Genomic DNA, 18,617 nt, shown 5'->3' on the forward strand with positions numbered 1-18,617 from the left:
TGATCTGCAAGTTCGACGGTGAGCGAGCGTAGCTGCGTTGCCGCCGTTTTTTTTCAACATCAAGAGCGCCCGATAGGAATAGGCAATGCTCGAAGATAAACCGGCATAGGTGCCCCGTTTGCTGATCGCTACCATGGACTCAGACCTGACCCAATGGGAGCTCGACATGACTCACGCTAAAACCCTGTTCATCACCGGCGTCAGCAGCGGTTTCGGCCATGCGCTGGCCAAAGAAGCCATTGCCACGGGCCACCGTGTCATCGGCACTGTGCGCAATGAAACCGACCTGAAAAACTTCCAGGCACTGTCCCCGGACAACGCTTACGGGGTGGTGCTGGACGTCACTGATTTCGAGCGTATCGACAGCGTCGTTGCGCAAGTCGAAGCCACTCACGGTCCCGTCGACGTTTTGGTCAACAACGCCGGATATGGCCACGAAGGCATTTGCGAAGAATCACCGCTGCAAGACATGCATCGTCAATTCGACGTCAACGTGTTCGGCGCGGTGGCGGTGATCAAAGCGTTTCTGCCCTTCTTTCGCCAGCGTCGTGCGGGGCACATCCTCAATATCACCTCCATGGGTGGCACCATTACCATGCCGGGCATCGCTTACTACTGCGGTAGCAAATTTGCGCTCGAAGGGATCTCCGATACCCTGAGCAAGGAGCTGCAGCCGTTCAACATCTTCGTCACTGCCGTCGCACCGGGTTCGTTCCGCACGGATTGGGCGGGCCGTTCGATGCAACGCACCGCGCGCAGCATTGCCGACTATGACGCCAGTTTCGATCCGATCCGCAAAGCCCGCGAAGAGAAAAGCGGCAAGCAACTCGGCGACCCGCAAAAGGCTGCCCAAGCGATGCTGCAGATCATCGCCAGCCCGACACCACCGGCCCACTTGCTATTGGGCAGTGACGCCTTGCGTCTGGTCCGTGACAAACTGAAAAATGCAGCCAGCGAGATTGACCAATGGGAAGCGCTGAGCCGGTCCACCGATCATTGAGAGAGGATGTGATGACGCAGGTCGATGCAGGCACCGCGCGCATGGTGCAGCTCATGAAAGCCCTCGCACCGATCGAAGGCTACAATCTCAGCGCCCTCGAAGGCGTGCGCTTCCTGCGTTCGAATCGCCCCCTGACGCGCACCCCGGTGCTGTATGACCCCGGCATCGTGATTCTCTGCCAGGGCCGCAAACGCGGCTATCTGGGAGAGGACACCTACGTCTATGACGCCCAGCACTATCTGGTGGTCTCGGTGCCGATCCCCTTCACCATGGAGGCCGATGCCACTGAGGCCGAGCCGATGCTCGCGATCTACATGCACCTCGATTTCCAGTTGGCCAGCGAGTTGATGCTGCAAGTGGATGACGTGCATGGCCCAAGCGATGCCCCGCCCAAAGGTATGTATGCCTCGCCGATGGACGCTTCACTGCGGGCAACCACCCTGCGTTTTCTGGAAGCGATGAGCGTTGCCGGCGAAGCGCAAATCCTCGGGCCGTCCCTGCTGCGGGAAATCTATTACCGCATCCTGACCGGTGAGCAAGGTGGCTCCATGCGCGCCGCGCTCAACCGACAGGGACATTTCGGCAAAGTGACCCGTGCGATCCGCAAGATCCATAGTTGTTATCAGCAGCGACTCGACGTCGAGCAACTGGCCCATGAAGCGAGCATGAGCGTGCCGAACTTCCACCTGCACTTTCGCAGCGTGACCGACACCTCACCCATGCAGTATTTGAAGTCGACGCGTTTGCATCAGGCGCGCCTGTTGATGTTGCGCCAGGCCATGAGTGCCTCGGCAGCCGCCTTCAACGTTGGCTATGAAAGTGCTTCGCAATTCAGTCGTGAGTTCAAACGCTTCTTCGGCAGGACGCCACAGGCAGAGATTGAATGGATGAAGGCAACGTATGCACTGCCATTGCCGACCACAGCGTCGGAGTATGTTTCGTCGCATTGACGGTCACGCCACAAACGAAAAGCCTGCTTTTCAGGGCAGGCTTTTTTCGTTGTGTGTAGCGGTGAGCGCTGAAGGTGCACTAGTCGTAAAACGCCTCAACCAACACCCGACTGCCGACAAAGAAACTGTCCGCCACCAAGCGCAACGGCTGCACATCCAGGTCACTGGCCTTGTCGCCAATCAACTGCTGAAAATGCCGATACACCGCTGCGTACTCACCCTCCTCCGACACTGCTTGGCGCACACCGTCGATGCTCAACAGCGCGCCGCCGTTATCCAGGCGCAACACGCCTTCAGCGCAACGCACCTCGATGCTCCACAGCTCATCGTGCCCATGGTCAAAATCAAATTCCGCGCGCACATCGAGGCGGCGCGGGTCGGACATTTTGATCGACGCGGCAATTGGCGACTGGCAGTTGCTCGGTACGCGCAGTTCAGCCGATTCGACAAACAACGGCAGCGCCAGCAAATGAGTGACGATCGACAAGGCATTGATGCCCGGATCGAATACGCCGAGGCCGCCGGGTTGCCAGATCCAGGCCTGACCAGGGTGCCATTTGCGCACGTCTTCTTTCCAGTCGATCTGCACGCTTTGCAGGGTACGCGAGGCGAGCCAGTCGCGGGCAGCTTCGATGCCGGGCGCGTAGCGTGAGTGCCAGGCAAACAAGGCGCTGACGCCCTGCCCGGCAGCCTGATCGACCAGCGCCAGCGCCTCGCCCAAGGTGGCGCACGGCGGTTTTTCCACCAGCACGTGTTTGCCGGCGGCCAGTGCTTGCTGCACCAGCGCAAAACGACCTTGCGGCGGCGTGCAGAAGGCAATCGCATCCACCGGCGGACCGTTTTCCAGCAACTCGCTCAAGGACTGGAAGTTCTCCACGCCCGCGCAGGGTTTGCCTTGAGTGGCGACGGAGACCAAGTGGAAAGCGGGATTGGCGTTGATCGCCGGGACGTGTTGATCCTGGGCGATCTTGCCGTAGCCCACCAGACCGAGACGGATTGGTTGCATCAATGACTCCTGTTTTGATTTTGTTGTCGTCAGTGAACCGGGAGATTACCTGCAAACGCCACGAGCGTCTGTCCGCGCAATGTCACAACGACGCACAGGATCAGGCAAGGATTGCACAGGAATGCACTACTGCCCGCAGCGCTGAACAAGCAACAATGCCTTACGACAAACCGATTGAGGATGTTCCCATGCTTGTTCAAGCCTATGGTGCCCACGCTGGCGACAAACCCCTTGAGCCGATGCAGATCAACCGCCGCGCGCCGGCCGCCCATGATGTGCAGATCGACATCGCGTTCTGTGGCATCTGCCATTCCGACCTGCACCAGGTACGGGCGGAATGGGCCGGTACGCAGTTCCCGTGCGTACCGGGGCACGAAATTGTCGGTCGTGTTTCGGCTGTCGGCGCGCACGTCGCGGATTTCAAGGTCGGTGATCTGGTCGGCGTCGGTTGCATCGTCGACAGCTGCAAACATTGCGATGACTGCGAAAGCGGGCTGGAAAACTACTGCGACGGCATGATCGGCACCTACAACTTCCCGACCCCGGATGCACCGGGCTGGACGCTGGGCGGCTACTCGCAAAACATCGTCGTGCATGAACGCTACGTGCTGCGCATCCGTCATCCCGAAGCGCAACTGGCCGCCGTCGCACCGCTGCTGTGTGCCGGCATCACCACCTACTCGCCGTTGCGCCACTGGAACGCTGGCCCGGGCAAAAAAGTCGGTGTGGTCGGCATCGGCGGCCTTGGCCACATGGGCATCAAACTGGCCCACGCCCTGGGCGCCCACGTTGTGGCGTTCACCACCTCCGAATCCAAACGCGAAGCGGCCAAAGCGCTGGGTGCCGATGAAGTGGTGGTGTCGCGCAATGCCGAAGAAATGGCCGCCCACGCCAAGAGTTTCGACTTGATCCTCAACACAGTCGCCGCGCCGCACGATCTCGATGCATTCCTCGTGCTGCTCAAGCGAGATGGTGCGTTGACGCTGGTGGGTGCGCCGGCCACCTCGCACCCTTCGCCGAACGTGTTCAATCTGATCATGAAGCGCCGCACGATTGCCGGTTCGATGATCGGCGGCATCCCGGAAACCCAGGAGATGCTGGATTTCTGCGCCGAGCACGGCATCGTTTCCGACATCGAACTGATCCGCGCCGACCAGATCAACGACGCCTACGAGCGCATGCTCAAGGGTGACGTGAAGTATCGTTTCGTGATCGATAACGCAACGTTGGCCGGCTAAACCTCAGCGCCCATTGGCCATTAAGCGCGGCCAATGGGCCATTGAATTCCGTCGCCGGGATTTGACAGGCCCGGCGTTGCTCGCCAGAGTCGCACCCCTTTGCCTGCCATCAAGGGGTTGCCGTTGAACGAACAGACATTGTCCATGCGCCTCGAGCGGGTGGCTGCCCACGTACCTGCCGGTGCGCGACTGGCGGATATCGGCTCGGATCACGGCTATCTGCCGGTGGCGCTGATGCGTCGTGGTTTGATCACTGCGGCGGTGGCTGGCGAGGTTGCGGCGACGCCGTTCCAAGCGGCTGAACGCACCGTGCGCGAGAATGATCTGCAGCAGCGCATCAGCGTGCGCCGGGCGGATGGTCTGGCGGCGATCAAACCCGACGACGGCATCACCGCCGTCAGCATCTGCGGCATGGGCGGTGAAACCATCCGTGACATCCTCGACAACGGCAAGGCCCACCTCAGCGGCGAGGAACGTCTGATCCTGCAACCCAACGGCGGCGAGCAACCGTTGCGCCAATGGCTGATGGAAAACGGCTACCGCATCCTCAGCGAAGAGCTGCTGCGGGAGAACCGCTTCGACTACGAAATCATCGTGGCCGAACGCGCTGAACCAGTGACCTACACCGGTCAAGAACTGTACTTCGGCCCGCTACAGATGCAGGCACGCAGTCCGGAGTTTCTGGCCAAGTGGCAACGCATACTGAACGAAAAGCAAAAGACCCTCGGTCAGTTCGCCCGGGCGCAGCAGGCTTTGCCCGAGGCGAAGGTACGAGAGATCACGCGACAGGCTGAATGGATCGCGCAGTTGCTGGCTTGAGAAGCCGTGGCCGGCAGGTGCGCATGCGCCAATTCCGCGGGCAGGCTCGCTTCCAGATTCTGGTATTGACCTCACGTCAACACTTCGCCATTTCGTCCCTGGGCTTTGCTTTTGTCACCGTCACACTTGAACGGGAGTCCAAGTGTGACGGTGACGTGATGCTGCCCTCCCTTGAATTACAGTTGAGGGATAACGTTGTAAATCTCTGGCGGAGAGAGTTCTGAGTTCGCTTGAAAACCCTGACGTCATTGCCTTCCTCCGCAGCCGCTACCGCCCACTGCATTCAAATTACATTTCTTCACTAAGGTCAAACGCCACGCCGCTGGCTCTCCGTCAGCGGCATTACAGCACTCAGCTGACGACCGCACCCTTCGGGCCACTGGCAATCAGCGCAGCGCCACAGGCGGTTTTCATGCCATCGAGCGCGATGGGCGTGCCATCGACGGTGTAGGTGCTGCTGCCCTCGGCAATCGGGAATATCCCTTTGCACAACGGGCAACTGACCTTGTGACCGACACCGGCAATCGGCTTGCCATTGAGGTCAGTCCGGGAGAAGGCTTCGAGGACCTTGCCACCGTGAGTGGTGGAGTCGCCCAAGCGAATGGCGTCTTTCATGTTGTCACTCCTTTGACCAAGCCGCTGATATTCCAATTGATCCACGGGATCAATCAAACGCGAAACCGGTGGTGAACCGGCTTCAATACTCCTTACTCAGCCATCCAGACATCTTCATAGTCGGCTGTATCGATGATGAATTTTGCGCCAGTGGGCAGACAAAGATAATTCACAACCTGAGGCAACATTTCACTCAGGTGGTGAACATGGACAGGCTTGTAGAAGTCATCCGCGTCAGAGAACTCACCACAGTGAATAAACCAGCTGATATTGCCGTCTTCCGGCAATTGAACTCTTGTGCCATAAATCGGCGACTTGCCAAGCGAGTCAATAGCGATCGCGACCATCTCTTCGGGCGGTTGCACAGGCATTCCATACTTGCTACAGATTTCTGTTTGCGCCTGGTCCGGATAAACAGCGTCAGCCTTTTGCATAAATCAGATCCCCAGCTTGGTTTTCATACATTTTGAATACGATGATGCATGCCCACCCTGTTTTTTTGAGCAGACGGGGCAGTGTGACTGCACAGCCAACAACGAGGACTGATGCGTCACATCGTTAGTGCCCGTTCGATAATACTCCACCACCAAGGCATCTTTGTGATCAGCAACCATTTTAGGCGCCACGGTTCCACACACCACACAAGGTAGGCCCTGTACCGAGGCGGTTTGCGCCGTAGTAGGCCCACACGCCGAACTTCGAGCGTAAGGCTTTGTAATGCCAGGTTTTGGAGCAAATTGACTCTTGTCGGGAATACCCAGATTGTTCATCGGAACGGTTTTCCCCGTACCGTCTGGGGTATTCGTCAAGCCTAGAGGGTCAATCCAGCCTGTGGGGTTAGGCGCGTAAGCGTAGGTGTTCAAACCACCTGCATAACCTACCGGGTCCTTGCTTATGAATCGACCGACACCAGGGTCATAGTAGCGATGGCGGTTGTAATGCAGGCCGGTCTCGACATCGTGGTACTGCCCCTGGAAACGTATCGGGTTGGCCAACCCCAACTGCTGTGCTCGAGCGGAACGTTGCTCACGAACCTCTCCCCATGCCTTGTAGTGAGCACTCCAGGCAATCTCACCGTTCTCATCAGTGAGTTCTAATGGTGTCCCCATACGATCGCACTGGTACCAGGCAATCGCATCGAAACTTTGTACAGTCGGTTGGTGATTCCACAAGGGATCGTCGTCGAGCGTGTAGTCGCCAACATAATCGGGCAGTCCTGACAGTTGTATCGAGCCGTTGGAAACAGCCTGGGCTACCGGAATGTAAGTGCCTGGCTCAAAAACGTAATGAACCGTTCTCCCCGTTCCGTCATCTGCTTGAGCAGGACTGCTTTCCCACGCCAGGTTATCTCCGTCCCAGCCAAATAACGTGAAACCGCAGCCTAACTCTCTTTGTTTACGAGCATGTTCGTTGTGATTCCACTGAGACCCTGCCTCTGGACGCTCCTTGTAGTGAGCATTGGAGTTTTTGTACAGGCGCCGGCCCAACGCGTCATAAGCGAAATCGACACTCAAACGTGCATCGTCGAAATTCACCATTCGATCAAACAGATCCCAGCGCATACGGCTGTAACTTCCGTTGTGCCATCGCTGGATAAGATTGCCACGCTCGTCGTACTCATAGTGAGTACCGGCGTATTCACGCAGGAGGTTATCGAGCAACTTGCTGCGCGGCGTGTCCTGATCAAGCGGTCTTCGAACCTGCGTAACCGCGTCATCCAACAGATTACTGGCCGGATCGAATGCAAATGTTTCGGTGCCCAGTCGGCTGACGGCACTGATGAGACGGCCAACCGGGTCGTAGCGGTACGCCAATGGGCCCCGTCGAGTGTCGTTAATCTCGGTCAACTGGCCCACTGCATCGTACTTATACTCGCGCTTGAGTAGAGTCGATTTGTCGTCAGAGTGCCCCAGCAGTTGCTCCTGAAGCCGCCCAGCCGGGTCCCACTTCTGGGTTTGTAGTAGCCGATTACCTTGATGGCGTGCCACTTCACGGTGCAGATCGTCGCGCTCGTATGCAATCAGATCATGATCGTCCAGTCGTAACCCCAGAAGGTGGCCACTTCCGTAGGTCAACCAGCTCACCTTGTGCCCGTCTGGGCGAACCGTCGCTATGCGTAGATTGAGAACGTCGTATTCATGTTTCCAGACAGCGACAAGAGGCTTGTCGAGATCCAGATAGTGCTGGTGTTCACGAATAAGATTGCCGGCAGGATCATGAAACCAGTTCAGGCGACTGTTGCCGTTGCTGGCCATGACCAGACGACCATTTCCGTCATAGGCATACGCTTCACTTTGAGACTCACCGCCCAGATTTGCATGACGATCAGTCAGGCGCCCCATGGAGTCGAAGTTGAACTTGATGACACGCTGGCCATTGAACTTGCTATCCAGGCGCCCGGTTTCAGGATTGTATTGATAGCGAGTCGTGCGTCCGTCGAACCCCCTCTCCTCCAACAAGCGGCCAAGCGGATCGTAGTGAAAGTGGGCGCGTTGTTCGTTCTCGTTCTCCAAGGCAACCAGACGACCCAAACGGTCCCAGCTGTAACGCAGGCTCTGCTCGGCGGCATCTACACGCTCACTGACGAACCCGGCCGCGGTATAACTCCAAGTCGTGCATTGCCCCAATGCATCAACGTGCGCCAGCAGTCGCCCCTCTGCGTCCCGCTCAAAACGCTCTTCCGTTTTGTCAGGATGTTTGATCAGCACCAGCTGACCATTTCTGTATTCGTATTCAGTGCTTTGTCCGGCGGCGTCAGTGAAGCAGATCATCTGGCCACGCGCATCGTACGCCCATGCGCTGGCCTTGCCAGAACAGTCAACGTACTTGGTCAGTTGGCCGGCCTCGTTGTATTCGATCGCTTTTTCATTGCCGTTGGCATCTTTGATGGCAATTGGCAGTCCGGCCTTGTTATAGGCGTACTCCGTCTTGTTGCCTAAAGGATCTATCGCCTCAACAAGGTTGCCGCGGTCGTCATACCCTCTTTGCCACTGACCACCTTCTGCGTCACTGATTTTGATCAGTTGATCATGGTCGTCAAACGCGTAGTACTCGACGCTGTCATCCGGGCGGATGTGTTCAACCATGTTCCCGCGGGCGTCGTAGCTGAAGCGATCGGTACTTCCATCTGTATGAACATGACGAACCAGATTTTTGGCGTCGTCACGAAAGAACCATTCAGAGCGCTCATCCGGATGACGGATGCGATAGGTATAGCCAAGGATGTCGTAGTAATGCCAGGTCTCGTTGCCATACGCGTCCGTCACATAGGTCAAACGAATATTGTCATCCCACTCAAGACGCGTATCGAAGCTGCCATCGTCCGCCCATTCCCGAATAGCCTTTGCGTCGGCGCCACGCCCCTGCCATTCGATGTTCATGCCCCGGGCGGTTCGATCGGTATAGCGAGTGATCAAGTGATGCTCGTACTGATACGACCAAGCGGCTCCATTTTCATCCTGGGCCAGAATCAGATTGCCGAAGGTGTCGTATTGATAACTGCACAGTTGACGCTGAGGCACGCCATCCTTGATCTCCCACAAACCGGTGAGACGTCCGTGATCATCAATTAACGTGCCCAGATGCGAAAGCACTTGAGTGACTTCGTCCTGATAAGTCATCAAGTCCGACAGGATCGATTCGTCACCGTGACGATGCTCGTAATGAAGCATGATCCCGGCACCGTTACGAAGTACAACGCCAGCCAACAGATAGCGCCGACCATGACGGACGTAGGTTTCCTTGCGCTCAAAGCCGTGGCATAACAGCAACTGATCTTCTCTGCTGCGGATCAGCGTGACGTTCTCTATAGGGTCATAGTGAAACAGTCCGACCTTGGGGAGTGGGTAGTCGTGGCTTCTGCCATCGGAGCCAAAAAAGACCAGACCCTCTTCTCGGCAATCGAAGCGTGTGCTCAGTTCGGTTACCCAGCGTGCACCCAATGAGCCTTGGTCATAGGCATCCAGTCGAGAGTTATAGGTTCTCGACCACTCGATTGGAAAGGCACCGGGCAGACTGAAGTCGATATGACGAAGTAGCTCTGAGCCCAGCGAAAAACTAATACTGTGGCAGGTCCCCGTACAAGCGACGTTCTTGTTTGGATTGGCTGCACCTTTGGCCGGTGCTTGATGACTGGAGGCCTCTAATCGACCTTCCCCGGCCTTGCGTTGTGCCTTGCTGGTCGCATTGGGTTTGACGCTCGCGCTCTGACCATGCCCACGGCGCTTGCGCCACGTCAAAACAGCACCGCTGAGCATTTGCAATAACCAGCCGATCGAATGACGTGTACCTGGATCCCCCAACTTGCTCAGTTGGGTTTTTATCTCAGGCCCCATGGCTCGCAAGGTTCCGGTATGCGTCAACACCAGCTTCTTGGCTTGATCCGGAAGCAGATTCCTGGCTGCACTGTTGGCGACACCCTTACCTACTGCTTTGTAAGCACTGAAGGCGGCACCAAAAATGTTCCCGATGGCCGCTTTAGGATCACTGAGCAGTTGATTGCCCGCCGTGGTGATTTTCTGACTGGCCGCGCGTGCATCGCCTTTCGCGTCAAGCTTGCCGTTGACGACGGCCTCAAGCCCTTTGGCAATTTCGCTGACCGCGCTTTCGCCCAGTTTTCCAGCGTCAGCGAGTATCCCGGAAAGCTTTCCTTGGGCTTGTTTGACGAAGTCATCAATCGTGCCGACGATGGTTGCATTCAAATGACCGACCAATACTTCAATCATTGAATCGCCCAACAGCATTTTGACGCTGTTGCGCAGTTCCTGACGAACAAGAAACAGGGTCGGACGCAAGCTCATGCGCGCTGCAGCCATCGTGGGAGGCGCGGGCAAGACACCAATCAGGTTGATGCCCAGGCTCACCCAGTCGAGCAGTTCGCGCTGCTTACTTTTGGTGAGGGTCACGATATCGCCAAGCGCATCAACCAGCGCCATGATGTTGCCGACAACAGGCAGGGCTCCAGCTACACCCTTGATACGATCCAGCGTAACCACATCGCCACTGATAGATCGCAGCCAGGCATCAAATCGAGCCGCACCGCGCCCGACATCCTGCACATCCAGAGTGTTCAACGGTACAACGGCGACCTGTGGTTCACGTTTTTGCGCACCGGCTGCTTCAGTCATGACAGTACTTCTCCGGTCAGGAGGCTTGGAGTTTTAACAACAGATTTCGAAATCGTCGGCGCTGGCAGACTCGGCAATTTGCCCGCCTTGCTCGCCGCTCCAAGAAGACCCGAAGCACTCGGCAACGCCGCACTCGCCAATTTCGGCAACCCGGCCGCCCCGCCCTGCACCACACCTTTCACCTGCTGCGCCGTTTGCATCGCGCCTTGCGCCGTCTGCATCGCACTCATCCCTGTTTGCGCCATGTCCTTGCCCTTCTCCAACATGTCCCAACTCTTGCTCGGCAACACCTGCGCGACCATCGCCTGCACTTGGCTCGGCACGTCTTCGGCACCCGGCGGATTCAACGGCCATTCCGGCTTACCGATGTAACTACCATCGCTCCAGGTGTCCGCCGGATCCTTGCCGAACAGCACACGCGCCGGCCCCGGTGCGGCACCGGCGACGCTGGCAAAACCTTTGCCATCGAGCTTGCCCTTGATGCTTTTGCCCAGTGCATCGATGACTTCGTAATCGCCTTCCTTGATGCCCTGACGCCCGGCGTACTGGTTGAACAATTCCAGATTGCCTTTGCCCGGTTTCGGCGGTTCCGGGAACACCCCGGCGAGACTTTTCGCCCCGGTGTAGGCGAAGTTCGCCGCGTGCGCGGTGTACGGGCCGCTGGTGGCGTGGGTGATGCCGCCGGCGTTGTAGGTGGTGGCGCTGCCGCCGCCCTGGATCACCAGTTCGGTTTTCGCGGTGATGGTGATGCGGTCGGCATTGGCGGTGATGTTGAGTTTGGCCAGCAGGTTGATGCTGTCCTTCAGCGCTCGCACATCGATGTCGCCGGACGCTGCGACCAGCCGCCAGCCCATGCTCTGCACGAACAGGCGCATGCCGCGACTGGCGCTGGCCAGCAGGCGTTTGCCGATCGACAGGCTGGTGTGGCCGGTGCTGCTCAGGGCCAGGTGTTCGCCGGTGGCAATGTGGCTGGAGCGTGGCGTGGTCAGGGCGATGCCGGCCGGGCTGGCGAGGACCAGATGCGGTTCGGTGAACTCGGGGAATTCGTTGGCGGTGAGGTTGGCGGGGCCGCTGCCGAGTACGCCTTGGTGCTGGGCGTGCAGCGCTTTGGCAACGTCGTCCTGATCGCCGGCTTCCTGGGCCTGAAGCTCTTTGGCTTGAACGGCGAATCCGTCCTGCTGATCACTGGCCGTCGCGAGGCGTTCAGCGGTTTCCGGCAAGTCTTTGTGGTGCTTGGATTCGTTCGGACGCGGCTCAGTGGTGATCAAAAGACCCGCACCCGCACGCACCGCACCGTGGCGGTCGGTTCTTAATTCGAACCCTTCGCCGCGCGGCTGGCCACCGCTCGGGCGTGGATGCGTCAGATAACCGAGGTTGATCGCACTCGCGCCGTGGTCGCTGCGCAACGCGATGCTGATCTCGCTGGTGGTATCGTCGATGCGTAATTCGTTGGCGCGGCTGCCCTTGTATTCCTTGCTCTTGACCGTGGCCAGAGTCTTGAAGTCCGGCAGTTTGTAGGGCGGCAGATTCGCGCCGTGGTACAGGCAACCGGTGATCAGCGGCTGGTCGGGATCGCCTTCGAGGAAGGTGATCAACACCTCCATGCCGACCCGTGGAATGTTGATCGAACCGAAGGTTTCCGCGGCCCAACTCGACGCGACGCGCATCCAGCAACTGGTCATGTCGTCGTGTTTGCCTTCGCGGTCCCAGAAGAACTGCACTTTCACCCGGCCGTACTGGTCGCAGTAGATCTCTTCGCCTTCAGGGCCGCAGACCACCGCACTTTGCGTGCCGAGGACTTTCGGTTTCGGGTGATCGAGCGGCGGACGGTACGGCACGTCCCACGGGATCGCGCTGAAGCGGTTGCGGTAGCCTTGGTGGAAATCGTCCTTGAGATCGGTGGTGTCGCTGGTCACCGACTCTTCGAGCACTTGCGGCTGCTTGCCTTCGTGGAAGATTTCGGTGAGCAGCCACAAGTCATTCCAGGTCGGATTGGCGTGGTCGGTCAGGGCAAGGAAATGCCCGCTGACCAGGATCGGCTGATCGCTGTTGCCCTCGGCCAGACGATAGTCGCTGCGATGGCGTTCCAGCGCGCGATTGGCCAGGTGTTTACCGCGCTCGCGATCGACGAAACGGCCCGGGTAGTCGTAGTCTTCGAGGTCCGGCTGGGCGCTGCTTTTGGCGTCGCTTTCCAGCTCGATCTTCGGTTTGACGAAGTCGTAATCGCGCCGCGTGGTGCGACTGGTGCGGGTGGCCAGACGCAAGCCGAAACGCTTGACCACCGGTTTGTCGGCGACCAGTCCGGAGTCCTGCTGATAGGCCACTGGCGCGAGTTTCGGGAACACCGTCTGGTCATCGCCGAAGGTCAGTTTGTGGCCGCTGGACGTGTGCTGGAAGTGGTAGTGAATGCCCTCCTCTTCACACAGGCGCTGGATGAAATCCAGGTCCGACTCGTCGTACTGCACGCAGTAAATACGCTGGGGGTAAATCGCGCTGAGCTGGAAGTGGTAATCGCTGGCGAGGATGCCGTGTTCTTCCAGCACCTGGCTGATGATCTGCTGCACGGTCATCTGCTGGAAGATGCGCTGATTGACCCGGTGCGCGAGGTAGGCCAGTTGCGGGCGCAGGGAAATCTTGTAGCGGGTCAGGCGCTTGCCCGCCTCGCCTTGGGCGATGCTGTAGACCAGCCCGTGAATGCCCGTACCGGTTGGTGACAGCTGGAGAAACGCCAGTTTGTGCAGCACGCTTTCGAGGTTGATCGAGGCCTTTTCGCTGACCAGTTCCAGCTCGAATTCGAATGGCGTGTTGAGTGCCTCACGACCGGTAAACGACAGCACTTGGAAATCGCTGTCGACGCCATCGACGGTCAGATTGAAATGAGGCTGGTTGGCCGGTGAGAACATTCCCTTGTCCCTCGCGCAGTGCTGCGACGCGCCTCAGATTACAAGAATCTGACGCGATAAATTCTTTAAAAGTGAGTGCGCCCCGACCAGCGATGCCAGCCGGGGCGGTACAACCATCAGCCGTGATTAAACGACTGGAGCACGCCAGTCATCGGAACCCGAAGTACCGGAAACTTCGTGGGTCCAGGTGATTTTGCGGTAGGTGAACTGCACTTCTTCCAGGTGGGTGAAATGCGCGTTGCCTGGATCCTGGCAGTTGTGCATTTTGTTGTTGATGGCGACGATGATCGCGTCTTCCAGTTTGGTGGTGTAGTAGTGCTCTTGGGTGCCTTGCGCCGAAGTGCGGTACCACTGGATAACGATTTCGCTCATGCGCTCGCCGGAAGTCAGCGCAGCTTGCAGCAGAGGCGAAGCCTTGTCGTAGACCTTGGTGATGACCACTGGCTTGTGCACGCGCTGACCGGTTGGCTGACCGGATTGTGGGTCACGCGGGATGATCACGTCGTGGGTGAAAGCCTGCACCATGACCTGGTCTTCATGACCTTCCTGAAAGGTGTTGCCAACGGAATCGGCGGTGAACGCGCCGGCAGTGATCAGACCTTGTTTTTCGCCGGTAACCGACATGTACGCTGGTGTTGCCATGGGATGCTCTCCTTGCTTAAAACACACAACCGGACAGGCACCATTGCCTGTCCGGGCAGGCTTGAGCTGTCAAACTCCATGCCAGCTATCACAAAACCATTATTCTTCAGCGCCTTAAACAAACGACCCGTACGCCGACCTTTGAATAAACGAGATTAAACAAATAAAAGTGCGCAACTTTTTGCGCAGTGGTGTGCAAGAAGTTGCGCACTTGGCTGAAAGCCCCGGTTCATAAGGCCTGCACAGACTTTCCCGGATGAAAACAGGCCAGGTACTGCGCAACTTCTTGCGCACTTCACCGCACGCAGCCATTTGATACACCACATCACAAATGATGTACCTCAAGCCCCATTTATCAATTCCCGCCTGCCTCTTAAAGTCCTCTCCAACAGCCGCCCATCACTCCGACGGGCCAGCGACTGGAGATACCCCAAATGCCTTTCATCAGCGTACGTATCACCCGTGACGGCGTGACCCGGGAGCAGAAAGCCCAGGTCATCAAGGAAATCACCGAAACGATGGAGCGGGTGCTGCACAAGGATCCGAAACTCACCCACATCGTGATCGAAGAAGTCGACACCGATAACTGGGGTTATGCCGGCATCACCACCACCGAGTATCGCCAGCAGCTGTCGGACTCGCAGTCATGAGCCGGACCGTGAAAATCGATTTCGTCTCGGATGTCGTTTGCCCTTGGTGCGCGTTGGGCGCCACCGCTCTGGAGCAAGCGATCCGCAACCTGGCAGGCGAAGTCGACGTGGAGCTGACCTACAAACCGTTCGAACTGAACCCCGACATGCCCGCCGAAGGTGAACACGCCATCGAGCACATGATGCGCAAATACGGACGCAGCGCCGAGCAAGTGGCGGACCGTAACGCGATGATCATCGAACGCGGCGAGCAGATCGGTTTTCACTTCGACCTGGAAAAACGCAGCCATTTCCACAACACCTTCGACGCCCATCGACTGCTGTTCTGGGCCGCCACACAAGGACGTCAGCGTGAGTTGAAGCAGGCGCTGCTCAAGGCCTACTTCACTGACGGCAAGAACCCGAATGACCACGCCACGCTAGTGACACTGGCAGGCGCAGTCGGACTCGATGGCCAGCGTGCGCAAGAGCTTCTGGCCACCGCTGAGTTCAGCCAAGCAGTGCGCGAACTCGAACGGTTTTATCAGCAACGCGGCATCGATTCGGTTCCGGCCATGGTTCTTGATGACAAACAGGTCATCCCCGGTTCCCAGTCCGTCGCTTATTACGAGCAAGCGTTACGTCAGGCAGCACAGGTTGCGGCTCACGCCTGACCTTCGAAATCCGTTTATTCAAACCATCCAGATTGCATGAGGAAACATCATGAGCACGTCCAAGAAAGTTGTAGTGATTACCGGCGCCTCGCAAGGCATTGGCGCAGGCCTGGTCAAGGGATTCCGTGAGCGCGGCTATCAGGTTGTCGCGACATCCCGCTCGATCAAACCGTCCACTGACCCGGACATTCTCGCCGTCGCCGGTGACATCGCCGACCCGCAGACCGCCGAGCGCGTGATCCGTGAAGCCGTCGCACATTTCGGCCGTATCGATACGCTGGTCAACAACGCCGGGATCTTCGTCGCCAAACCCTTCACCGAATACAGCAAAGAAGACTACGCACAGGTCGTGGCGACCAACATGAGCGGCTTTTTCCACATCTCGCAATTGGCCATTGCCGAAATGGAGAAAAACGCCAGCGGCCATATCGTCAGCGTCACCACCAGCCTGGTCGACCACGCGATTGACGGCGTACCGTCGGTGCTCGCTTCGCTGACCAAGGGTGGCATCAACGCGGCGACCAAGTCTCTGGCCATCGAGTACGCCAAGCGTGGTATTCGGGTCAACGCGGTATCACCGGGCATCATCAAAACGCCGATGCACGGCGAAGAAACTCACGCCGCCCTCGGCAGCCTGCACCCGGTTGGGCATATGGGCGAGATCGATGACATCGTGCAGGCGATCCTGTACCTGGACGGCGCGAACTTCGTCACTGGCGAAATCCTCCATGTCGATGGTGGTCAAAGCGCTGGCCATTGATACCTCCCCGCAGCGCCGTCGGTGTGTACCGGCGGTGCCGCTTCATGAGATAAGCCTGAGAATGAACCGTCAGTTGATCCTCGGTGTACTCACATGAAGCGCCATTTTGATGACTTGCAATTGGGCAGTATCGAACTGTTTTGCCTCGCCGCTGAAGCCGGCAGTTTCACCGCCGCCGCGCAGCTCGCCGGTGTAACTCCGGCCGCCGTGAGCCGGTCAATTCTTCGCCTCGAAAAAAGATTGGGTTCACGCTTGTTTGCCCGCACCACGCGCAGCATTCGCTTGACCGAGGCCGGTAGAAACTTTTTCCTGCAGTGCAGCCAGGCGCTGACGCAATTGGTCGAGGCGCAACAAGAAGTCATGGGCGCACAGACCTCACCGTCCGGTCAGTTGCGCATCAGCCTTCCCACCACTTACGGCCATCACCGCATCCTGCCGCTGCTACCAAAATTCCGCGCGCTCTACCCTGACGTCACCGTCGACATCCACTTGGGCAACCGCAATATCGACTTTGTCGGCGAAGGCTACGATCTGGCGATCCGCGTCCGCGCCCAACCGGACTCGACCATGGTCGCGCGCCTGTTGGAGGATGCAAAACTGGTGGTGGTCGCGTCTCCCGACTATCTGAAAAAGGCTGGCACACCGCAGACGCTGGAAGACCTGGTGCAACACGAATGCATTCAGTTCGAACTGCCGAGCAGCGGACGGCGGATCTCCTGGCTGTTCGAGGAAAACGGCCACGACCGTGAAGTGTATTCCGACGGCGGCTACTCCTGTTCTGATGATGTGCTCGGTGGCGTGACCCTGGCCAAGCATGGCGCCGGGGTCTTTCAGACCTACAAATTCATTGTCGAAAAAGAACTGGCCGACGGCAGCCTCGTCGAGGTGCTCGAGCCGTACGCCGGCCGCTCGCGACCTTACACCTTGCTCTACCCGCATGGCCGCTATGTGCCGCAACGGGTCAGGGCGTTTGTCGATTTTCTGCTGCAGTTTCGTGATGAGTGGGCGCAGGCGTAACGCGGTACAAGGGTTAAATCGGTTGAAAGGCGTTCGCCATCAACCGGAAAAGGACTTGTTCGCGCTGACAGCCGGGCGCTGCTGGAAAATTTACAGGGCCGGCGCCATGCTATGCTTCGGAAGAGAAAACGAGGGGTTCATATGACGGGTTCAGCCACTGGCGGCGTTGCGAGCGAAGTCCGCAAACTCGCCCAAAAGCATAAGGTTACCGCTGAGCGTGACAGCATGAGCTGCATGGCCGCGACCATTACTCGTCTGGCAGGCGATGCTGTCGAGCTGGATGGGATTGAGCAATTGCTCGTCAATCTCAAACGTAAAGGTGTTCTCAACAAAGCAGAAATCATGGCCCTTCAAGGACGCTACCTCCAAGAGAAAAGGCGTTGCAAGAGGCAGCTTAGCGCATGACTTTTGACCCCTTCGGCGATTTCGAGACTGAAGGTTATCTTCAAAACTCGCTCAAACTGAAAGACCCTCTTGAAGTCAAAGAGTCCGAGCATCTCTCCTTCGAAGCCAGTATCGAAGATGCCCTTGCCTATCTCGCCAAGCAAAAACCCATCGACTACAAAGCGGTCCTCAAGACCCACGAAATCCTGTTCTCCGGTTTTTATCCGTGGGCAGGAAAAGACAGAAATGAACTGGTCCCCCACCTCGCAGTATTCAAAGGGTCGAAAGATGATCCGCATCACACGATATTCGAACGTCCTGACCTGATCAAAAGATCCGTGGAATACGCCTTTGAACTCGCAGCAAACAAAAAACGTTTTCGTCAGCGCCCCGGCGAAGTAATGGGCCAGTTGGCGTCCGCCCACCCGTTTTTGGATGGCAATGGCCGCACAATCCTGCTCATCTACATGGAGTTGTGCTATCGGACCCGGTTCGCTATCGACTGGTCGAGAACCAATAAAGACGACTACTTGCGAGCACTCGCCGACGAGATTCGAGACCCTTTCAAAGGCCATTTGGATGGTTATCTGACCCCCTTCGTCGTCGATATCTCCAGCCGCGATGAATGGCCAGCAATGATTGGCGGGATAAAGGGTCTGGACGGACTCGACAAGGAAGGGATTACGTATGAAAGCCTGGATGATCCGGAGGTCCAGCGACTTTATAAAACGTATCGAGCAACTTCTCTTGAATAATCCGCGCTCTCCGTGGTGTCGCGGTTGAATTCCGGGGTTTGACTTAACAATGACAAAAGCCTGCTTTTCAGGGCAGGCTTTCGTTTGGATCGCGCAGGC

The 18,617-nt window shown here is 57.7% G+C and carries 16 protein-coding genes; 10 read left to right on the forward strand and 6 right to left on the reverse strand.

Annotation, left to right across the window (positions count from 1 at the left end):
- Positions 1-166 precede the first annotated feature (166 nt).
- Both ACOYXH_RS13250 and ACOYXH_RS13255 read left to right on the forward strand, forming a co-directional pair.
- Positions 167-1,000: an oxidoreductase gene (locus ACOYXH_RS13250; RefSeq protein ID WP_460410792.1), complete on the forward strand. Its 834-nt coding sequence runs from the start codon at positions 167-169 to the stop codon at positions 998-1,000.
- 11 nt (positions 1,001-1,011) lie between these two features.
- Positions 1,012-1,950 carry an AraC family transcriptional regulator gene (locus ACOYXH_RS13255; protein ID WP_095126633.1) on the forward strand — a complete coding sequence of 313 codons (939 nt, stop codon included), beginning with the start codon at positions 1,012-1,014 and terminating at the stop codon, positions 1,948-1,950.
- 79 nt (positions 1,951-2,029) lie between these two features.
- On the opposite strand, the gene ACOYXH_RS13260 is transcribed toward ACOYXH_RS13255, so the two are convergent.
- Complete coding sequence (locus ACOYXH_RS13260) at positions 2,030-2,956, reverse strand: Gfo/Idh/MocA family protein (RefSeq protein ID WP_095047864.1); 927 nt, start codon at positions 2,954-2,956, stop codon at positions 2,030-2,032.
- A gap of 188 nt (positions 2,957-3,144) precedes the next feature.
- On the opposite strand from ACOYXH_RS13260, the gene ACOYXH_RS13265 reads away from it, so the two are divergent.
- Positions 3,145-4,194, forward strand: a complete 1,050-nt coding sequence (locus ACOYXH_RS13265) for an NAD(P)-dependent alcohol dehydrogenase (protein WP_093431666.1) — start codon at positions 3,145-3,147, stop codon at positions 4,192-4,194.
- A 123-nt stretch (positions 4,195-4,317) separates the two neighbouring features.
- Positions 4,318-5,013, forward strand: coding sequence for a tRNA (adenine(22)-N(1))-methyltransferase (locus ACOYXH_RS13270; protein WP_460410876.1), 696 nt, complete (start codon positions 4,318-4,320; stop codon positions 5,011-5,013).
- A 351-nt stretch (positions 5,014-5,364) separates the two neighbouring features.
- Here the strand turns inward: ACOYXH_RS13270 and ACOYXH_RS13275 are convergent, their stop codons facing one another.
- The 5 genes from ACOYXH_RS13275 to ACOYXH_RS13295 all read right to left on the reverse strand — a co-directional run bounded on the left by ACOYXH_RS13275 (position 5,365) and on the right by ACOYXH_RS13295 (position 14,299).
- Positions 5,365-5,628 carry a PAAR domain-containing protein gene (locus ACOYXH_RS13275; protein WP_011333757.1) on the reverse strand — a complete coding sequence of 88 codons (264 nt, stop codon included), beginning with the start codon at positions 5,626-5,628 and terminating at the stop codon, positions 5,365-5,367.
- A 92-nt stretch (positions 5,629-5,720) separates the two neighbouring features.
- A complete protein-coding gene (locus ACOYXH_RS13280; protein ID WP_095047867.1) occupies positions 5,721-6,062 on the reverse strand; it encodes an immunity protein Imm33 domain-containing protein in 342 nt (113 codons plus the stop codon).
- Positions 6,063-6,065: 3 nt separating this feature from the next.
- Entirely contained in the window at positions 6,066-10,754 is a 4,689-nt protein-coding gene (locus tag ACOYXH_RS13285; protein ID WP_160057527.1) for an RHS repeat-associated core domain-containing protein, read from the reverse strand.
- On the reverse strand, positions 10,751-13,657 hold the full coding sequence (locus ACOYXH_RS13290; protein WP_460410793.1) for a type VI secretion system Vgr family protein: 2,907 nt from the start codon (positions 13,655-13,657) through the stop codon (positions 10,751-10,753). Before ACOYXH_RS13290 ends, ACOYXH_RS13285 begins: the two co-directional genes overlap by 4 nt.
- 126 nt (positions 13,658-13,783) lie before the next feature.
- Positions 13,784-14,299: an Hcp family type VI secretion system effector gene (locus ACOYXH_RS13295; RefSeq protein ID WP_008084998.1), complete on the reverse strand. Its 516-nt coding sequence runs from the start codon at positions 14,297-14,299 to the stop codon at positions 13,784-13,786.
- A 434-nt stretch (positions 14,300-14,733) separates the two neighbouring features.
- Between ACOYXH_RS13295 and ACOYXH_RS13300 the strand changes: the two genes are divergently transcribed.
- From ACOYXH_RS13300 to ACOYXH_RS13325, 6 genes are all read left to right on the forward strand, one after another.
- Entirely contained in the window at positions 14,734-14,949 is a 216-nt protein-coding gene (locus ACOYXH_RS13300) for a tautomerase family protein (protein ID WP_095047868.1), read from the forward strand.
- Entirely contained in the window at positions 14,946-15,602 is a 657-nt protein-coding gene (locus ACOYXH_RS13305; protein WP_449122999.1) for a DsbA family oxidoreductase, read from the forward strand. Before ACOYXH_RS13300 ends, ACOYXH_RS13305 begins: the two co-directional genes overlap by 4 nt.
- Before the next feature lie 49 nt (positions 15,603-15,651).
- Positions 15,652-16,362, forward strand: a complete 711-nt coding sequence (locus tag ACOYXH_RS13310) for an SDR family NAD(P)-dependent oxidoreductase (protein ID WP_095047870.1) — start codon at positions 15,652-15,654, stop codon at positions 16,360-16,362.
- A gap of 93 nt (positions 16,363-16,455) precedes the next feature.
- Positions 16,456-17,379, forward strand: coding sequence for a LysR family transcriptional regulator (locus ACOYXH_RS13315; protein ID WP_095126630.1), 924 nt, complete (start codon positions 16,456-16,458; stop codon positions 17,377-17,379).
- A 141-nt stretch (positions 17,380-17,520) separates the two neighbouring features.
- A complete protein-coding gene (locus ACOYXH_RS13320; protein WP_095126629.1) occupies positions 17,521-17,784 on the forward strand; it encodes a hypothetical protein in 264 nt (87 codons plus the stop codon).
- Positions 17,781-18,518: a Fic family protein gene (locus tag ACOYXH_RS13325; protein WP_095126628.1), complete on the forward strand. Its 738-nt coding sequence runs from the start codon at positions 17,781-17,783 to the stop codon at positions 18,516-18,518. Before ACOYXH_RS13320 ends, ACOYXH_RS13325 begins: the two co-directional genes overlap by 4 nt.
- Positions 18,519-18,617 lie beyond the last annotated feature (99 nt).

This window comes from Pseudomonas sp. Mb7, from assembly GCF_054790525.1.

Excerpts from the sequence above, each read along its gene's own strand:
- ACOYXH_RS13250 (WP_460410792.1), top strand. The coding sequence starts at position 167 with ATGACTCACGCTAAAACCCTGTTCATCACCGGCGTCAGCAGCGGTTTC.
- ACOYXH_RS13255 (WP_095126633.1), top strand. The coding sequence starts at position 1,012 with ATGACGCAGGTCGATGCAGGCACCGCGCGCATGGTGCAGCTCATGAAA.
- ACOYXH_RS13260 (WP_095047864.1), bottom strand. The coding sequence starts at position 2,956 with ATGCAACCAATCCGTCTCGGTCTGGTGGGCTACGGCAAGATCGCCCAG.
- ACOYXH_RS13265 (WP_093431666.1), top strand. The coding sequence starts at position 3,145 with ATGCTTGTTCAAGCCTATGGTGCCCACGCTGGCGACAAACCCCTTGAG.
- ACOYXH_RS13275 (WP_011333757.1), bottom strand. The coding sequence starts at position 5,628 with ATGAAAGACGCCATTCGCTTGGGCGACTCCACCACTCACGGTGGCAAG.
- ACOYXH_RS13280 (WP_095047867.1), bottom strand. The coding sequence starts at position 6,062 with ATGCAAAAGGCTGACGCTGTTTATCCGGACCAGGCGCAAACAGAAATC.
- ACOYXH_RS13285 (WP_160057527.1), bottom strand. The coding sequence starts at position 10,754 with ATGACTGAAGCAGCCGGTGCGCAAAAACGTGAACCACAGGTCGCCGTT.
- ACOYXH_RS13290 (WP_460410793.1), bottom strand. The coding sequence starts at position 13,657 with ATGTTCTCACCGGCCAACCAGCCTCATTTCAATCTGACCGTCGATGGC.
- ACOYXH_RS13295 (WP_008084998.1), bottom strand. The coding sequence starts at position 14,299 with ATGGCAACACCAGCGTACATGTCGGTTACCGGCGAAAAACAAGGTCTG.
- ACOYXH_RS13300 (WP_095047868.1), top strand. The coding sequence starts at position 14,734 with ATGCCTTTCATCAGCGTACGTATCACCCGTGACGGCGTGACCCGGGAG.
- ACOYXH_RS13305 (WP_449122999.1), top strand. The coding sequence starts at position 14,946 with ATGAGCCGGACCGTGAAAATCGATTTCGTCTCGGATGTCGTTTGCCCT.
- ACOYXH_RS13310 (WP_095047870.1), top strand. The coding sequence starts at position 15,652 with ATGAGCACGTCCAAGAAAGTTGTAGTGATTACCGGCGCCTCGCAAGGC.
- ACOYXH_RS13315 (WP_095126630.1), top strand. The coding sequence starts at position 16,456 with ATGAAGCGCCATTTTGATGACTTGCAATTGGGCAGTATCGAACTGTTT.
- ACOYXH_RS13320 (WP_095126629.1), top strand. The coding sequence starts at position 17,521 with ATGACGGGTTCAGCCACTGGCGGCGTTGCGAGCGAAGTCCGCAAACTC.
- ACOYXH_RS13325 (WP_095126628.1), top strand. The coding sequence starts at position 17,781 with ATGACTTTTGACCCCTTCGGCGATTTCGAGACTGAAGGTTATCTTCAA.